Origin of the sequence: Parabacteroides sp. HGS0025, from assembly GCF_000969845.1 — a bacterium.
Classification (GTDB): Bacteria; Bacteroidota; Bacteroidia; order Bacteroidales; family Tannerellaceae; genus Parabacteroides; species Parabacteroides gordonii.
In genome coordinates this window covers 2,998,780-3,016,801 of record NZ_KQ033902.1, presented here as the reverse complement: position 1 = coordinate 3,016,801, position 18,022 = coordinate 2,998,780, and the positions used below count along the sequence as shown (strand labels likewise).

The following is an 18,022-nucleotide window of genomic DNA, read 5'->3' as shown; positions in this document are numbered from 1 at the left end:
TCAAGAGGCTTATTTCAGTTTTTTCCTGTACCGTTTGTAATCTGTCATAAAACCTTCGCACAACCAGTTGGCCAACGCCTGGCGATTGTCGCTGAGAATAAAGCGTTTTTGGTCGAAGCTGTTTTGTATGTTGCCCAATTCCACAAAAACGGAAGGGGGAGTCGTTTTTCTTAAAACATACAATCCGCGTTGTCCTACTGTCCCTGTGAACCCGCGGCCCGGCTGATGCCTGTTGTATTTATGTTCGAAAGTCGACTTCATTGTTTTGGCCAGATGTTTACTCTCCGAGTTTTTATCCTGGTAATAGAAGAATACATCCGTTTGATGGCTTTTACTGCGACTGTCTATATGCATGAAGATAGCACGCTTATAGATCTCTTTGTCCTTCTTGAACAGGGAGTTGATCTTTTCGCTCCGTTGTTCCAGGCGTCGCACTTGGTTGAACGGGATCGGGTCGCCCATGCAGGTTTCGCGTTTGCTGTTTGCCAGGAAACGGTCGTTACGGATGCCGTCCCGCGCGTCCTGGATGATGATATGTACTTTGGCACCCCGCATAAGCAGGTTGCGTGCCAGGCGCAACATCACATCGTAAGCATATTCGTCTTCGTGAAGCTCCACATTTCCCATTTTCCCGATGGCTCCGGGGTCGGGGCCGCCATGTCCGCTGACCAGATAAAAGCAGCAGCCTTTCAATTCGGAAGAAGTAACCTGATATTGTGCTAATTCCTTGCCGAATAAGGGTTCGTAGTTCGGTTTCTTCGCCGCCGCTGCTGCCGCACCTTTTAAGGGAGGTAATTGGTATTTAACCCCCATTTTCAGCGAATTCCCACTACCGAGTTTCGTCTTGTTCAACTTGACAAATTCGTCGTGATACTCTTTTCCCACACGGTTATGACGTTTCAGAAAAAGGGTAATACCTTCTCCTTTTTTAGGGAATGATTTCTCCTGGGCCGACAAAGAACCGTTGAATATGATAGTAGCAACTAATGAAAGTAGTATGACTGTTAATCTTTTTGCGAACATGTTTAAGTAGGATATATGCCGTAAAGATAGATAAATTGGTGTAAAGTTAAAAAGAATCGGTTCGACATTTTGTCAAAATGTCAATCGATCTCTTTCTCTTTGCTTTATTTCCATACGCTCATTGGTATATAATTATTTATGGAAGTCTCCCGGAGTTGAGAAATGACAGAAAAGAAGGAAGGCGGGAAAAACGGTAACAGTTTGGATGGGGCTTGGGTATAGCCCGGCAGATCGTTTTCCGTGCTGTTGCCGGAATGTAGAAAACAGGTACATTTTGTCAGTTCGATATGGAACCTTTTTTGATGCATTCCGGAGGATAATGTATGAGAAAACGGACTCCTTCTGGTATAAAATAGCAGGTGGTTGAATTTACCTCCCAGCTGATCCCAACTGCCTGCCGGGTGAATAGTAATTACCTGCCGGGTAGTTCGAACTATCTGCCGGCTGGCCGGAATTAGCTGCCGGGTAACTGCCGGCAAGACCGTGGTAATAGCAGAAAAGTAAGGGCTCAGGCGGGTCGAAAGGGTCGAATTTATACCGGATGCCCGCTTTTTTGAAAAGAGAGTGTTACAGATTGAATGAAAACAGGATCAATATGGTCCCTCCATTTGATAAATTTGAAACAATATGACAGACCTCGTGGCGGCTCTGTAGGAGTGGCTTTCAACGATAATTAATAAGGCTGTTGGCGTAACCAGATAGCAAAGAAGCGATCGTAAACGATATAACCGGCTTCTGTCCGATAGACCATTTCCATTTTTGTAAGTGTACGAAGAGCGGAATTCACACTGCTGGCGGCTTTCAGTTTGTATTTGGAAATGAAAGAACCGGCATTGATCTCCGGTACGATCCGTTCCTTTGCTATCGCTTTGATTAAACGTATAGCACCGGAAGTATAAGCTGCCAGTAAATTTTGATAACCATATTCATTTTCTGCGACGATTTCGCGTATAGCACGACTCACCATTTCCTGATCGGGGTTTACGGAATATCCATACAGACGGTTTAATATGGCTTGGAGATACCATGTATGCCCTTCGAACTCATTGTAAATGCTGGAAAAAGTATCTTCACTTATAAGAAGGTTTTGTCTGGCAAACCAAGTCGCGGCGAAATCGTAATAAATCTTTCTGTCGATACATCCGATGGTTATTGTCTGTGTACTTTGATAAAAAGGACGTTTGGTCGACAAAAACATTTCCTGCATAACATGCTGTTTACTGCCGGCAAAAATAAAACGGACATTAGGCAAAAACTGGATGTAGGAACGTAACAGGGCTTCCACCCCTTTTTCCGGATATTCCGTGATTTGCTGGAATTCGTCAATGGCGATATAGCAACGTTTTTCCGACGATTGCAGGTAGTTGAATATCTCTTTTAAAGTAGTTTCTTCTTTATCAGTGGCAATATCTATACTGACACTGCCTAATACGGTACTGGCGAATACCTGCACAAATTCATTCAGGTTTTGTGTCGAATAAATATCGAGATAAAGAGTGATAATGTCGGGCTGTTGTTCGTGTAATTTATAGAAAACATGCTTGATCAATCCTGTTTTACCCTACGCCGGGGAGCAACAAGCGTCAGGTTGCGTTCGTTGTATAGAGCATTGATTATTTGCCCGGTTTCCTGTTGTCTGTCACAGAAATAATCAGGGCCGTAATATCCTGCTATCAGGAAAGGATTGTTCGGTTGAATTGTCGACATATCTTTATTGCGTAAATTACGTAACGCAAATTACGTAATAAAGATCGAAGTGTGCAAATATTCCCGGAGGAAGTTATTTGGGGCATTTCCGTTATAACTTCGGTTGAATGACTCCGTGACGTCAATGCAGTTTTATATACCCTAATTTCGTATACCGTATATTTCGGGAGGTATAATGTTTGATTACTTTGGCTGAGCGGATATGCATTTTTTCCCCGATCTGATACGGATGGTCGGCGTTGCTTAATTTGCCGCTTTCCAGACTGCGGTCGGTTGCACGGATGGTGAAGAAAAACAGGTTGCCTGCTTCGTCCGAAGCAACGATTTTCTGGTCGACGTAAAAATGGGTGGTTCCCCGGATAGTACGGGTCTTATATGGATTATCTTCCACTTTGACCCGCAGTATGGAAAGATGCAGGTCACTAAGTTTTTCGTCTATTACTCCGACAAATCGACTAACGGGTACTTTGTGCATACGGGAAGTATATAGATCCTGATGAACCCATGTATAGGTTGCCGCCAGTTCCTTAAAACGCCTTTCACTTTGTACACGCGCTTCATATTTGTTGGCAATCCATGCCACATACTTAGGGTCGATCGTCACGATCTGATATAAACGGTATCCGCGATATTTGCCGAAAGTGATAACGTCGTCGGCATTGTGGGATATGGAGTCGATACGGGGGGTAATGTTCAGCCTGGCGAAGGAGTTGGCTACGGCCTTCATCGCTTTTTCTACTGAGTTGATCGCGTTGACATCCAATGTAGAAAGGAAAACATTCGGATGATATTCAGCACCCGGGTTATAGAACCAAAGCGTATAATAAGCGGTCTTTTCATTAGGCAAAAGAATATAGTACACGCCTTTGTCAGCATTTCTTCCTTCGTTAAACTCTTTCAGTTTATCCAGGACAAATTGTTCGATATAGTCTGAAATGTTACTCATAACTCATCCTCCTCATATTCTTCCTTAACAAATATATGAAAAGAGGATGAATTATCCTAATCAAATTGTGATTATTAACGGGGAAGTCTGCATCTCCCAGTCTATACCAGATGGTTTAAAGCCAGATATTTCCAGAGTGGAGCGGCATGTAATGCTTGTTTTATCCGGTCGGTTTTCAGCAGTTCGATCACTTCTTCGAGTGTAAGGATATGGACAGCCAGATCTTCCGTATCTTCCAGGTGTTGATTGCTGACTTGCTCGACATCTGTCGCCAGGAAACAATGAGTCAGATTGGTATGAGTACTGGGATTCACGCCGATTGTCATGATCTTCGTCCATTCGCCTTTGCCGAAACCGGTTTCCTCCAGTAATTCCCGCTGAGCGGAAACGAGTGGCGTACCGTCTTCTTTTTCGCAAACACCGGCACAAAGTTCATAAGATGTTTCTCCCAAACCGTGGCGGTACTGGCTGATAAAAACAAACTTTTTATCTTTCGTAATGGCGATTATATTGATCCATTCCGGGTATTCGAAAACAAAATATTCCGGGATCTGGTTGCCATTGGGCAGTTCAACCCGTTCGCTTCGTACGGTCAGCCACGGTTTATGGTGGAGATAAGTACTTTCAAGCACTTTCCATTTTCTGTCTTTCAAGTCTTCCATAATTCTTGTATCGTGTTAATTGATTATTTAAACTAACGGTCGTCCCGATTGTTTATTATATAAGTAGGAACCACTAAATTTATTATCCGATGAAGATACACGAATTTCAGGCAAAAAAACTCTTTTCAGATTATGGGATACCGGTAGAGCGGCATATTTTATGTAGTACGCCGGAGGAGGTTGTGGCTGCCTTCAGTCAGCTGGGGAATGAAAAAGTAGCAATCAAAGCACAGGTGCTGACTGGGGGAAGAGGTAAAGCCGGCGGTGTGAAACTGGCAGGGAATGCCGAAGAAGCCTTGCAACATGCCGAAAGCATTTTGGGCATGACTATTAAAGATTATCCCGTCACCCGGGTAATTGTCAGCGAAGCGGTGAATATCCATCTGGAGTATTATATCAGTTTTGTGATCGACCGTAATTCCCGCTCGGTCGTCCTGATGATGAGTGCCGAAGGGGGAATGGACATTGAAGAAGTGGCACACCGCGCACCCGAAAAGATTTTCCATTTCCGGATCGATCCGTTGATCGGAATTCCTGATTATCTGGCGCGGCGTTATGCTTTTACCCTGTTTGATAAAACTTCCCTGGTCAATCAACTGGCCGGGATTATACAGAATATGTACCGGCTTTTTATAGAGAAAGATGCTTCCCTGGTGGAGATAAACCCACTGGTTATGACAAGGGAAGGTGTCTTGATCGCGATCGATGCCAAGATGACTTTCGATGACAATGCGTTGTATCGGCAGCCTCGTGTCTTTTCCCTTTTTGAACCTACCGAGGAAGAAAAGATAGAAGCCCGGGCAAAGGAAAACGGTTTCAGTTACGTGCACATGGGCGGTGAGATCGGCTGTATGGTTAACGGGGCGGGTCTGGCTATGGCTACAATGGATATGATCAAACTATATGGCGGCGATCCGGCTAATTTCCTGGATATCGGCGGTAGCTCCAATCCGGAAAAAGTAATCGAAGCGATGAAGTTGCTGCTGAAAGATCCGAAAGTAAAGGTGGTGCTGATCAATATATTCGGTGGGATTACCCGCTGCGATGATGTGGCTTACGGCCTGCTGAAAGCTTTCGAGCAGATAAACAATGACATTCCCGTTATTGTCCGGCTGACCGGGACAAATGAGAAAGAGGGGCGCGATCTGTTGCGCAATACCCGTTTTAAAGTGGCCGAAACGATGGGTGAAGCAACCCTGATGGCCGTAGAATTATCACAAAACAGCAAAAAATAGTCATCATGAGCATACTGATCAATAAATCTACCCGTCTGATCGTACAGGGAATCACCGGACGCGACGGGCTTTTCCATGCACTGAAAATGAAAGAATATGGAACTAACGTCGTAGGTGGAACTTCGCCGGGCAAAGGCGGAACCGAGATCGATCATATTCCGGTATTCAACACGATGTACGACGCCGTGCAGCAAACGCAGGCAAATACCTCTATTATATTTGTTCCCGCCCGTTTTGCTGCCGATGCCATCATGGAGGCGGCCGATGCGGGTATCGGGCTGATTGTCTGTATCACTGAAGGAGTTCCGACAGTCGATGTGATCAAAGCCTACCGGTTCGTGCAGATGAAGGGTGCGAAGCTGATCGGGCCGAATTGTCCCGGATTGGTCTCTCCGGGCGAAAGCCTTGTCGGTATCCTTCCCGGTAAAGTGTTTATGAAAGGGCACACCGGCGTGTTAAGCAGGAGCGGAACACTTACCTATGAAGTGGTTTATCATCTGACAGCCAATGGGATGGGACAATCTACCGCTATAGGGATGGGGGGAGATCCTGTGGTCGGCCTTTACTTTCGCGAACTGCTGGAAATGTTTGAGAATGACCCGGATACGCATTCTATCGTGATGATCGGCGAGATAGGCGGTAATGCGGAAGAACTGGCGGCCGAATATATCCGTGAGCATGTAACGAAACCGGTTGTCGGATTTATTGCCGGACAGTCGGCCCCGCCGGGTAAACAGATGGGGCATGCCGGAGCTATTATCTCCGGAGGAACGGGTACGGCCGTTGAAAAGATCCGGGCGATGGAAGAAGCGGGTATACGAGTTGCTTGTGAGCCGTCTGAAATACCGAAGCTATTTTTGTAACTATACATGAACATAACAACTTTATCCCTATCTTTGCACCTTCGTAAGATTGAGTAAATGAATAAAGAGGATAATTTCGGCAGATTACTGGTGTTATTACTTATCACGTTTTGTATCTGCCTGGGACTGTATTATCTGCCGGATCAGTTGTTCGGACAGAAAATAAAAAAGGTTGACTTACTTTCGGATTTACGGGTAAAGACGCAATCGTTGTCGATGGACTCCCTGCGCAGGCAGCTTGAACAGCCGGATACGTTGCAAATAGACTCGGTTGCTTTGCGCGATTCGATCATCCGCTCTACGGGGATCGATTCTGCGGCACTGGCTTTGCGTGATTCTCTGTACAATGTAATGTACTCCGTTCAGGGGGCTGATTCGCTCGGTACCCACATTGAAGACTATTCGGTCGGACATATCGGATTGAAACGTTTCTTTGCCGCACTAAAGAAAGGCAAGGAGTTGAAGCGGCCGGTTCGTGTGGCCTTCCTTGGCGACTCGTTTATCGAAGGGGATATCGTGGTTGCAGACTTGCGCTCGGCTTTACAGAAAGAGTTTGGTGGACGCGGGGTCGGATTCGTTCCGATTGCTTCCGTGGCATCACAATTCCGTCCTACGGTCGAGCAGCGGTCGGAGGGATGGCATACCTGGTCGATGCTGACCGATCATGACCACGGCTATACGCTTTCGGGTATGATGTTCGAGCCGAAAGGTGAAAAGGCTTCCGTTTCGGTAAAGACGACGAACCGTTATCCGGAATTACAGACCGTTTCTTCCCTGAAATTCCTATATGAACAGAACACGGGAACCCGTATGAAACTGTTCTGCAACGGCGAACCCGATACGATCAATGAACTACTTCCCGTTACCACTGAAATAACCCAGTACGAAAGGAAAGGTACATTTACCGAAGCTTCGTTCTCGTTTACGGAAACGGACGGTTTCCGGGCTTTAGGTCTTGCCTTGGAAGATAATTCGGGCATTGTGGTAGATAACTATTCTTTGCGAGGTAATTCCGGTATGATCCTTACCCGTCTGGACAGCGCACGCTGCCGGAGTCTGAGCAAGGTGCGTCCGTATGACCTGATCATTCTCCAGTATGGGCTGAATGTGGTGAGCGACAGTGTGCTGCATTATGGATGGTATAGTAACCGGATGGTTGAAGCCGTCCGTCGTGTGCAGGTTTGTTTCCCGGAAGCAGACGTTTTGCTGCTGGGCGTTTCCGATCGCAGCCATCAGGAGGACGGTGAGTTTGAGACGATGCCTGCCGTATTGGCGTTGCTTCATACGCAAAGACAGATCGCCCGTAAAGCGGGTATTCCGTTCTGGAATACATTTGGCGGAATGGGAGGCGAGAACAGTATGGTTCGCTTCGTGGAGAATAATTGGGCCAGCAAGGATTATACGCATCTTAGTTTCCGTGGTGGACGCGAAATCGCAACTGCATTATTTAAAGCATTATTATTAGAAAAGGAGTTTTATGATGAAGCAGACAAAGTGGTTAATTAACTTGTCGGTCTTATTGGCGCTGATAGCGATTACCGTAGGGGCGAAGAACCTTTCGCCTTCCCGTTCGTCGGTTCGGGATGCGGGTATAGCTATGCAAGATACGCTGATCGCGCCGGATACTGTCGCTTTGCCATCTCTTTCCTATAAGATCGGTGCTGTTGTCGACTCGATCCTGTTGCCGGTTTCAGACAGCGGCGTGAAACAGTATGCTCCTTTACAGGACTTTTTTGCGGCACTCGATTCGTTACGTGCCGGGAAAGATACGGTCGTGACCATCGTTCAACTGGGCGACTCGCATATTCAGGCCGGTCATTACAGCGGACGCATGATGCGTCTCCTGCAGCAACAGTTCGGGAATGCCGGACGGGGTTGGATTGCCCCTTTCAAACTGAGCAAGAGCAATGAGCCGGACGATTATTTTATCTCTTCTGTTGCCAAAGAATGGGTTGCCGGACGTTGTATCCAGAATAACCGGAAGGCACCGATCGGGCCGGGCGGTATCGGTATCCAGTCCGTATCGCCTTCTATCAACTTCGATATCAGCATGGCACCGAACAACGGGGCCGGGTATTCTTTTAACCAGGCGGTCATTTACCGGGGGGAGAAGTCTATGCCGATGCTTCCTGCCGGAAAACTGAAAGATTCGGTCAGGACGACATTAAGCACAACTTCCTGTGCGCCGGGTGTCATAGCCGACACCTTCCGTATCTCTTGCCTGGCAGATACATTGCAGCTGCACAGTACCCGCCGGAAACAAGGGACGGACAACTTGCTGCCTGCTTCTTCTTTTAAGAATGTGTATTACGGTTTCAATCTGACGAATGGCCAACCGGGTATTTTATACCATTCGGTGGGAGTGAACGGAGCCATGTATGTGAACTACACGGACGAGAACTATGTCCGCCAGCTGGCTTTGCTGAATCCGTCGTTGCTGATCATTTCGCTGGGAACCAATGAAACGTTCGGCAGACGTTTTACCCGTGGCGAGTTTGCCGGACAGATCGAAGCATTTATTTCTTTGGTAAAAAAACAGATGCCGCATACCGCCATTCTGCTTACTACGCCTCCCGAATGCTATAAGCGGGTGACTGTAAATAAGAAACGGACGTATGTGCGCAACGAAAATACGGAACGCGCCGCAAAAGCTATTACAGAAATAGCCCATCGCGAAGGCCTGGCCTGCTGGGATTTATTTGCAGCGACAGGCGGAAAGAGTTCGAGTGCCAAATGGCATAAGGCCGGACTGATGGGAAGAGACCGCGTTCATTTTACTAAAGAAGGCTATCAGGAACAGGGACTTTTATTGTACCGTGCCCTGATGCAAACTTATAACCGATATATTACAGGCAACAACGATGTTCGATAATCTGGATTTCTCAAAACTGGGCGAGATACTGACCTATCACCGTCTTTCACCGATACTGTTCAGCAGCGGGCTGTTCTTCTTTCTTTTTATTGGCTTCCTGATCATTTATATGTCGCTCAGGAAACATTTGCTGGCTCGTATTATTTATGTAACGCTGTTCTCCCTTTATTTCTATTATAAGAGTAGTGGGTTCTGGTTTTTCCTGCTGCTGTTTACTGCTACGTCAGATTTCTGTATCGCGCAGGGGATATACCATACTGCTGCCAGGTGGAAACGTAAGTTGTTGGTTGTCCTTAGTTTGTGTATCAATCTGGGGCTATTGGGGTATTTCAAGTATTTCAATTTCCTGCTTGAGATCATTGCTACCGTTACCCGGGAGTTTGGCTATCAGTTCGGGAATACCTCTATGCAGAGTGTTACGTATCAGCCGATGGATATTTTTTTGCCTGTCGGTATTTCTTTCTTTACGTTCCAGACAATCAGTTACGTTATCGATGTGTACCGGGGAAAAATTACCCCACTGACGCGTTGGGTCGATTATGTGTTCTATGTATCATTCTTCCCGCAGTTGGTGGCCGGGCCGATCGTCCGTGCCCGCGACTTTATCCCGCAGATATACAAGAATCCAACTGTTACCCGTTCTGAATTCGGGGAGGGGCTGTTTCTGGTATTGTGCGGGTTGTTCAAGAAAACGGTGATTTCCGATTATATCAGCCTGAATTTTGTAGACCGTATCTTCGATGCCCCGTTGCTTTATACCGGGGTGGAGAACCTGTTAGGCGTTTATGGCTATGCGCTGCAGATCTATTGCGATTTCTCCGGATATTCGGATATGGCCATCGGTATCGCCCTGTTGCTAGGTTTCCGTTTCAATATAAACTTCGATTCTCCTTATCAGTCTGCTACGATTACGGAGTTCTGGCGGCGCTGGCATATCTCTTTATCCTCCTGGCTGAAGGACTATTTGTATATATCGCTGGGAGGTAACCGGAAAGGCAAGATCCGTACTTATATAAACCTGATGATCACGATGTTGCTCGGTGGTTTATGGCATGGTGCTTCCATGAGCTTTATCATTTGGGGGGCCATACATGGGGTGGCGCTGGCTATCCATAAGTTTATTATGGGGCGATTCAGTAGTTTTAAGCAATTAGGCTCGGAGATGAAGCCCTGGCGCAGGGTTTTAGGAATACTGATTACTTTCCATCTGGTTTGCTTCGGTTGGATCTTTTTCCGCGCCGACTCCATGCAGACGGTGAAGGAGATGCTGACGCAGATATTTACCAACTTCCATCCGGAAGTGTTCACACAGTTCGTTACAGGATATAAAGGTGTCTTTACGCTGATGGTGGTCGGTTATGTGCTTCACTTTATGCCTAAGTCGGCAGAGAATGCGGTGCAGGGTGTGGTAACCCGTTCACCTCTGTTGGTACAGGCTGTTATTCTGGCAATCATGGTCTTTGTCGTCGTGCAGTTCAAGAGTGCCGGCGTACAGCCGTTCATCTATTTCCAATTCTGATAATCGTTAAACACATTACTATTAATATGAAAACAGCTCCTTTATTCGTATTGCTTCTGACGGCTCTGCTCTGTGGATTTAGCGGAGCAGTTGCACAACAAAACAGTCTGACAGAAGAACAATTGCATCTGCGTCAGGAGGTAAAACCTTATCTGGACAGTCTGATCATCGAAGAGCCTAAGCCGGGTGATAAAGAGTTGTCCCAGTTCCGCCTGGAGGCTATCTTTCCGGCAAAAACGTTTACCCGTTTCGGAACGAATGAAGGCAAGTTTACGGCTTTCACACCTGATAATCCGAAATTGAAAGGGATTGTGACTGAACCTATACCTCTGTTGGACGGTGCAAGGATCAGTATTATTTATTCTTTTGCAGATGATTTTGAGAATAAAGTTCTTATTGACTGGAAATATCGTTTCGAGAGTGTCAAGGAAGAAAAATCTCCGGGAAAAGGTATGGCCCGCCAGTCTCTTTATCTCACTTTGTTGAACGGCTTGCGTTTCTCAAAGGTAAAGGTGGGATTGATGGATGTCGTGATTTTGCCACCGGATAATGAAGGGAAGAATATCAACAACCTGCCATCGTTGGGTTATCGTTCCATGAGCTTCAGTAGGGCGGAAGGTGACCAATATATGCTCTCTTATCTGCTGAAAACCAGTGAGGGTGTTTACAGTCCGATTGCCCGCGAAGAAGGTTCAGACCGTACTTTTCCCGAATACACAGGAGGGTCGGCTGCACAGTTCAGATTTATCCGGCAAAATATGGAATATCCCGAAGAAGCGATCCGGAAACAGGTGAGCGGTACGGTTCTTGTTTCTTGCACGGTCGAACCGGATGGTTCGGTAACAAATCCGCATATTTTCCTGGGTTCGGAACCGTTGTTGAATGATGAAGCCATTCGCCTGGTTGCCCTGACGAGCGGGAAATGGATTCCGGCAACCCGTAACGGGGAGAATATAGCCGACGAGAAAGTTATTCCTGTTCCATTCCGTCTGGAAGATGCTACGGGAGAGAATAATATTATTTTTGAGTCAAAGAAACCTGAAAAGAAATGGCCGGTTAAAAAGATATTGTTCTTTGGTGCGATAGGCGTCGCCCTGATTCTTTATCTGCGCCGTAAATTCAACAAAGGTACCGAAACCGGGCGCCCTGATCCGTCTTTGCGTCCTGTAGCGCTTGTTAATAATGACAAAATGGTGATAGTGGCCGGAGTGAGTGAAGAACAAATGGATGTGATGTTGTGTACGTTCGCTGACATATATAATTCCCGCGATTACGATGCGATCATCCGTATGCATCCGATAAACAATCAGGTCTTTGCTCTTACATTCCCTTATGATATGAAGTGGGAGATTTTTACTGAGCTGATCGACCATCTTATTTATTTTGACGAAAGCGAACAGAAGGCACAGACTAAAGCCTGGTTAACTTTGCCGGAACAATGCGAACCGGTTGCCGGTGAACATGGCATGTTGTCTATCAAGGAGGATGATGAGAACTATGATCTTATCCGGATCACCACCCAATATAACCGTGGCTGGAAAGTTGATTACGAAACCGAGCGATTGGTGGAAACGGAAGTTTTCGAAGAATACGTCAAACCTCCGTTCCCTTATTATGAGATTATTCAGAAGCCTTTCAAAGAGATAGATTGAGGTCGCTTTTCTCTATTCTTATATGGCGTAAATCAGCTCCTGATACACCCTGGAATACGCTTAATCCGAATTCCGGTACAACGGCCAGCAGGTGGTCGAATACATCTGACTGGATATCTTCATACGGTATCCATTGCGTGGTGGAAGCGAAGAAATAGAGCTCCAGCGGTATTCCCTTTTCTGTAGGCTGTAACTGGCGTACCATACAGGTCTGGGTCTGGCTTACATTCGGATTGCTTTTCAGGTAGTTTACCAGGTAAGCACGGAATACGCCCAGATTGGTCTGACGGCGGCCGTTTACCCAGATGGAGGCATCGATGTTATGCTCTTCGTTATATTTTTCCAGTTCCTGTTGTTTACTGTCCACATAGTCGGTGATCAGGGATATCTTGCGGAACTTCGCCAACATTTCCGGTGTGCAGAAATGTACGCTGTTCATGTCGATATTGATGGAACGCTTGATGCGGCGTCCTCCTGACTCCTGCATTCCCCGCCAGTTCTGGAAAGAATCGCTCACCAGCGCATAAGGCGGTATAGTTGTGATTGTATTATCGAAGTTCCGTACTTTGATGGCATTCAGTGTGACTTCAATAACCGTACCATCGGCCCCATATTTGGACATCGTAATCCAGTCGCCCGGACGAAGCATATCGTTTGCGGATAACTGGATGCCTGCCACGAAGCCGAGTATCGTATCCTTGAAAACCAGCATCAGGATAGCGGCGGAAGCACCTAGTCCGGCAAATAACGTAGCGGGCGATTTACCGATCAGGATGCTGATGATGATTATTCCACCGACAAAGAACACAATCACCTGAATGATCTGTACAAACCCTTTCAACGGTTTGTTCTTCATCGATTCTTTCCGGTTGTATATCTCTAATAATAGGTTCAGTGAAGCGTTAATGAATCGCAGTACAACGGCTACAATATAGATACTGCATACCATTTGAAGGATACCGAGCAAAGTAGGCATTTCCTCTCTGGGAAGTGCCAGCGGAAGCATGATATAAACCAGGATCGCCGGGATCAGATGCATCAGCTTATTGATGATCTTCCGTTCTACGATCAGGTCGTCCCACTGGTTTTTGGTTTTCTTGGCGAAGCGTTTAAATAATCCGAGGAAAATGTAACGGCAAGTGTAATCGATACCGACGGTTATTGCTATTAGAAGCAGTAAGACGACCAGGTTGTCCCAAATGTTTGCCGAATCGTGTACTAATCCCCATTTAATCAAGTAACTATTGATCCATTGTTGTAATTCACTCATATATTTGTATTTAAAGTTATGAACACAAATGTAGGGAAAAAATCATTGCTGCCCAAGTCTGCATCAATCAGAGTATTGATACACTTTCAGTTCAAACTGAGGGATCATCGCAAAGAAATGGTCGAATATATCCGACTGGATGCGTTCGTATTCCTTCCATACTTTATTGCGGGAAAAGAAATAGATCTGGATAGGCACACCGTATTCTGTCGATTGCAACTGGCTGATGATCAGGTCGAGGTCGGTGTTTACGACCGGCAGACTGGTCAGGTAACGCTCTACATAGACACGGAACATCTGCGAGTTAGTCGGTGTCACACCTTCGTCCGGCTTATAATCGGCAAGCAGGGGGATTTCTTTGCGCATATTATCGAGCATATCGGGTGTGCAGAATTTGATTGTGTTCAGATCGAGGAAAATGGATTTCATTACGCGCCGTCCTCCCGATTCAACCATTCCCCGCCAGTTCTGGAAAGAGTTATTGACCAGCGTATAGGGTGGGATCGTAGAGATCGTATTATCGAAGTTTTGTATTTTTACGGTGTTCAGTGTGATTTCCTGTACGACTCCGTTGGCGTTCGATCCGGGAACGGTGATCCAGTCGCCCGGCCGTAGCATATCGTTTGCCGATAGCTGTATGCCTGCCACGAAGCCGAGTATCGTATCTTTGAACACCAACATCAGGATGGCGGCCGAAGCGCCCAGTCCGGCAAATAACGTGGCCGGCGATTTACCGACCAGGATGGCGATGATCACAATTCCGCCGATGAAGAAAGCGAGTACCTGTATGACCTGTACAAATCCTTTAATAGAATGATTTTTGTTTACTTCCCGATGGTTGTAAATGTCCATAATGACAAGTATGAAACCATTGATAGCCAGTAATAAAACGATGACGATATAAACTGCACATATCTTTTGGGAAATCAGCAGCAACTCTTTCCCCCGGATAAACGCCATCGGAAGCAAGGCGTAAACGATAATGCCGGGAATGGCATGTACCAGGTTATGTACCACTTTGCGTTTAATCAGCAGCGAATCCCAGAAGAAACGGCTTTTCTCTGACAGTTTCTTGACACTGCCTACAAAAATATATTGACATAAATAATCGATCCCGACTGCTACCGCAATCAATAATACGGCAATAATAATTTCATCGAATGTATCAGCAATCTTCGGATCCACGCCCCAACCGATAAGGAGTTTGTTCATCCAGCTACCTAAATTAACCATAAGCAAATCGTTTTTTTATATTGATAACATTTGACGGGACGTTTGGTTGAGTGAGAAGGGCATAAATATTGTTCCCGGCACACCGTTTATTCGCAGGAATCCGGTATCTTTGCTATTTATAATGTAAATGTGGCAGAAGACCCATGAAAACACTGTTGACGATGATGTTATTTGCAACTGGAACAAATCTGTTGGCTGCTCAGAGTTCAAAAGCGCTGGAAGTTAAAGAATACAAACTGAATAACGGGCTGACCATCTGGCTGAATGAGGATCATAGCCAGCCGAAAGTTTTCGGAGCTGTGGTCGTGAAAGCGGGAGCGAAGGACTGTCCGGATACAGGGATTGCACACTATTTCGAACATATGATGTTTAAGGGTACCGATAAGATCGGAACCATCAACTATGAAGCGGAAAAGGTTTTACTTGACTCTATCTCTGCAAAATATGACGAACTGTCAGCCACGGAAGAGGAAGAAGACCGTACCCGTATCCAGAAAGAGATCAATGAATTAAGCATTCGTTCTTCTGAATATGTGATACCGAATGAATTCAATCGTCTGATCTCAAAGTATGGCGGTTCAGGGTTGAATGCTGCAACATCTTACGATGCAACTATCTATTTCAATACTTTTTCACCTCAATATATGGCACAATGGGCGGAGATAAACAGCGAACGTTTGCTGAATCCTGTTTTCCGTCTGTTCCAAAGCGAACTGGAAACGGTTTATGAAGAGAAGAATATGTATGGCGACTTTATCGGCGGCCCTGTGATGGATCGCTTGCTTGCCCGGTATTTTGCTCCGCATCCGTATGCCTATCCGATTATCGGAAGCACAAAGAATCTGAAGAATCCGCGCCTGACAGAGATGCGGAAGTTCTTTGAAGAATACTATGTGGCATCCAATATGGCTCTGATCCTGAGTGGTGATTTTGATACGGAGGCCGTTTTGCCTATTCTGGAACGAACATTCTCGCGTATCCGTCCGGGCGAAGCGCCTAAAAAGGAGATGGTAGCTATACCGCCATTTAAAGGAAAAGAGAAGATGAAGGTTAAATTCCCCGTTCCGTTGGTAAGGGCGATGGGATTGGGCTTTCGCGGTGTGCCGGCTAATCACGAAGATCAGGCGGCGTTGGCTATCGCAGTTAATATGCTGAACAATGCCAACGGCACCGGGTTTCTTGACAAACTGATGGTAGACCGGAAGATCATGGCCTGTATGGCAATGAACGAAAGCATGAATGAAGCCGGGATACTGGCTGTAGCGGTTATACCTAAACTAATGCTTCAAACCTATGGCGGAGCTGAAAAGCTGGTCTGGCGTGAGATAAACCGTGTGAAGGAAGGGGATTTTACTGATGAAATATTCAATAGCCTGAAGCAGGAACAACGTCGCCAGTACGCATCTAATCTTGAAAATATCGATTCGCGTGCACGCATTATGATGTCGCTCTGTTCGCAGGGGAAAAGCTGGGACGAGTATTTGCAGGAAGTAGCAAAGATAAATGCCCTGACACGGGAAGATATTATGCAGGTTGCCCGGAAGTATTTCAGTGATAATTATCTGTGTGTGACAAAAAAGACGGGGAAATATCCGAAAGATAACCTGAAGAAACCAGACTTCACTCCGGTGGTTCCGAGAAATTCAGAGTCTGTTTCCGAGTATGCGAAGAAGTTGGAGCAGTTGCCGACACAGATCGTGAAATCTCATTTTATCGATTTTGAAAAAGATGTACAAACAGCAAAGTTGAGCCCGCTGGTTACTTTATATACGGTAGCTAACCCGGTGACAGATATTTTTACGCTTAATCTGATCTACCAGATCGGAACGTTAGAACAACCTAAATTAGGACTTCTGGCTAATTACATGCAATTTCTGGGGACTGACTCTTTATCGTTCCAGGATTTCCGTACACGTTTGCAGGTGCTGGGCAGTACGATGTCTTTCGATGCAAGCGATAAACAGTTTATTGTGCGCATCACAGGCTTCGATAATCATTTCAAAGAAACTGTTCAGTTGGCCGGGGATTTCATTTCGCATGTAAAAGCAGACGATAAACAGATCCGTCAGGTTATTAATGATGCGAAAGTAACAGAAAAGGCTTTCTTTGAATCCAGTGATAATATTGCAAATGCTTTATTGGAGAAAGTGAAATATGGGGAGCAGTCACGCTATCTTCGTAAATTACCGCTTTCGGAAGTAAAGAAATTGAAAGGAAAAGACTTGCTGGATGTTTTTGCAGATGTCCGCCGAATGGAGTGTGACCTGCATTATTGCGGAACACTTTCTATCGAACAGGTTGAAGAACAGTTAAATGCATCTATGCCGTTAAAGGATATAACGATCGCGGCTGATGCCACTTATTTCCGGGAACCGAAAGAATATGACAAGCCAGCTGTTTATTTTATGGATATGCCGACTGCTTCGCAAAGTATTGTCTATGGGTTTGTAAAAGGAGAGGTAACGGATGATTTGTGGTCGCGCCAGGCATCCCGTTTATTTTCCGTTTATTTCGGAGGAGATATGTCGTCGTTGATGTTTCAGGAGATCAGAGAGTTTCGTTCGTTGGCTTATCGTGTCAGCGGGCGTTATTTATTGCCGCCTCGTAAGCTGGAAGGGAAGGCCGGAGAGTTCGTTACGATGCTGTCTACACAAAACGATAAGACGCTGGATGCAATGGCAGTGATGAATTCCCTGATTCGTGAAATGCCGGAGAAGCCGGAGCGGATATCTATGATCAAACAATCGATCATCAATCAGGTGAATAATGATTATCCGTCGTTCCGGGATTTGTCGGAGAAAGTGGCCAGTTATAAGAGGAACGGTTTTGAGAGTGATCCGAATGAGGCTTTATTATCTGGCATTTCGGGTATGGAGATGATGGATATTATCCGTTTCTACCGTCATAACATCCGGCTTAAACCAATCGTTTATGTCATCGTTGGAAATTCAAGACGTATCGATATGAAGAAGCTGGCCGATTATGGAGAGATTATAAGACTGAGAAAAAAAGATGTTTATAAGTAACAGAAAGAGCTATT

The 18,022-nt window shown here is 45.8% G+C and carries 12 protein-coding genes and 1 pseudogene; 7 read left to right on the top strand and 6 right to left on the bottom strand.

Annotation, left to right across the window (positions count from 1 at the left end):
- Positions 1-9: 9 nt before the first annotated feature.
- From HMPREF1212_RS11910 to HMPREF1212_RS11895, 4 genes and pseudogenes are all read right to left on the bottom strand, one after another.
- Positions 10-1,023, bottom strand: a complete 1,014-nt coding sequence (locus tag HMPREF1212_RS11910) for an N-acetylmuramoyl-L-alanine amidase family protein (protein WP_046149494.1) — start codon at positions 1,021-1,023, stop codon at positions 10-12.
- Between the two features lie 673 nt (positions 1,024-1,696).
- Positions 1,697-2,730 (bottom strand): annotated as a pseudogene (locus tag HMPREF1212_RS11905) (ATP-binding protein).
- A 121-nt stretch (positions 2,731-2,851) separates the two neighbouring features.
- Complete coding sequence (locus HMPREF1212_RS11900) at positions 2,852-3,676, bottom strand: hypothetical protein (protein WP_046149493.1); 825 nt, start codon at positions 3,674-3,676, stop codon at positions 2,852-2,854.
- Positions 3,677-3,777: 101 nt separating this feature from the next.
- Complete coding sequence (locus tag HMPREF1212_RS11895; protein WP_046149492.1) at positions 3,778-4,338, bottom strand: NUDIX hydrolase; 561 nt, start codon at positions 4,336-4,338, stop codon at positions 3,778-3,780.
- A gap of 89 nt (positions 4,339-4,427) precedes the next feature.
- Here HMPREF1212_RS11895 and sucC point away from each other — a divergent pair, with 89 nt between their 5' ends.
- The 6 genes from sucC to HMPREF1212_RS11865 are packed head-to-tail and all read left to right on the top strand — an operon-like array spanning position 4,428 to position 12,479.
- Complete coding sequence (gene sucC / locus HMPREF1212_RS11890; protein WP_046149491.1) at positions 4,428-5,573, top strand: ADP-forming succinate--CoA ligase subunit beta; 1,146 nt, start codon at positions 4,428-4,430, stop codon at positions 5,571-5,573.
- Positions 5,574-5,578: 5 nt separating this feature from the next.
- Positions 5,579-6,436 carry a succinate--CoA ligase subunit alpha gene (gene sucD / locus HMPREF1212_RS11885; RefSeq protein WP_046149490.1) on the top strand — a complete coding sequence of 286 codons (858 nt, stop codon included), beginning with the start codon at positions 5,579-5,581 and terminating at the stop codon, positions 6,434-6,436.
- A gap of 57 nt (positions 6,437-6,493) precedes the next feature.
- The gene (locus HMPREF1212_RS11880; protein WP_046149489.1) at positions 6,494-7,942 is read left to right on the top strand and encodes an SGNH/GDSL hydrolase family protein; all 1,449 of its coding nucleotides are present in this window, start codon (positions 6,494-6,496) and stop codon (positions 7,940-7,942) included.
- A complete protein-coding gene (locus tag HMPREF1212_RS11875) occupies positions 7,917-9,308 on the top strand; it encodes a GDSL-type esterase/lipase family protein (RefSeq protein ID WP_046150358.1) in 1,392 nt (463 codons plus the stop codon). Before HMPREF1212_RS11880 ends, HMPREF1212_RS11875 begins: the two co-directional genes overlap by 26 nt.
- Entirely contained in the window at positions 9,298-10,827 is a 1,530-nt protein-coding gene (locus HMPREF1212_RS11870) for an MBOAT family O-acyltransferase (RefSeq protein WP_028729434.1), read from the top strand. The genes HMPREF1212_RS11875 and HMPREF1212_RS11870 overlap by 11 nt, the downstream gene beginning before the upstream one ends.
- Positions 10,828-10,853: 26 nt before the next feature.
- Positions 10,854-12,479, top strand: a complete 1,626-nt coding sequence (locus HMPREF1212_RS11865; protein WP_046149488.1) for an energy transducer TonB — start codon at positions 10,854-10,856, stop codon at positions 12,477-12,479.
- Here the strand turns inward: HMPREF1212_RS11865 and HMPREF1212_RS11860 are convergent.
- Both HMPREF1212_RS11860 and HMPREF1212_RS11855 read right to left on the bottom strand, forming a co-directional pair.
- Complete coding sequence (locus tag HMPREF1212_RS11860; protein WP_046149487.1) at positions 12,463-13,749, bottom strand: mechanosensitive ion channel family protein; 1,287 nt, start codon at positions 13,747-13,749, stop codon at positions 12,463-12,465. The genes HMPREF1212_RS11865 and HMPREF1212_RS11860 overlap by 17 nt on opposite strands.
- Before the next feature lie 63 nt (positions 13,750-13,812).
- On the bottom strand, positions 13,813-14,982 hold the full coding sequence (locus HMPREF1212_RS11855; RefSeq protein WP_046149486.1) for a mechanosensitive ion channel family protein: 1,170 nt from the start codon (positions 14,980-14,982) through the stop codon (positions 13,813-13,815).
- Between the two features lie 161 nt (positions 14,983-15,143).
- Between HMPREF1212_RS11855 and HMPREF1212_RS11850 the strand changes: the two genes are divergently transcribed.
- Complete coding sequence (locus HMPREF1212_RS11850; RefSeq protein WP_046150357.1) at positions 15,144-18,008, top strand: M16 family metallopeptidase; 2,865 nt, start codon at positions 15,144-15,146, stop codon at positions 18,006-18,008.
- Positions 18,009-18,022 lie beyond the last annotated feature (14 nt).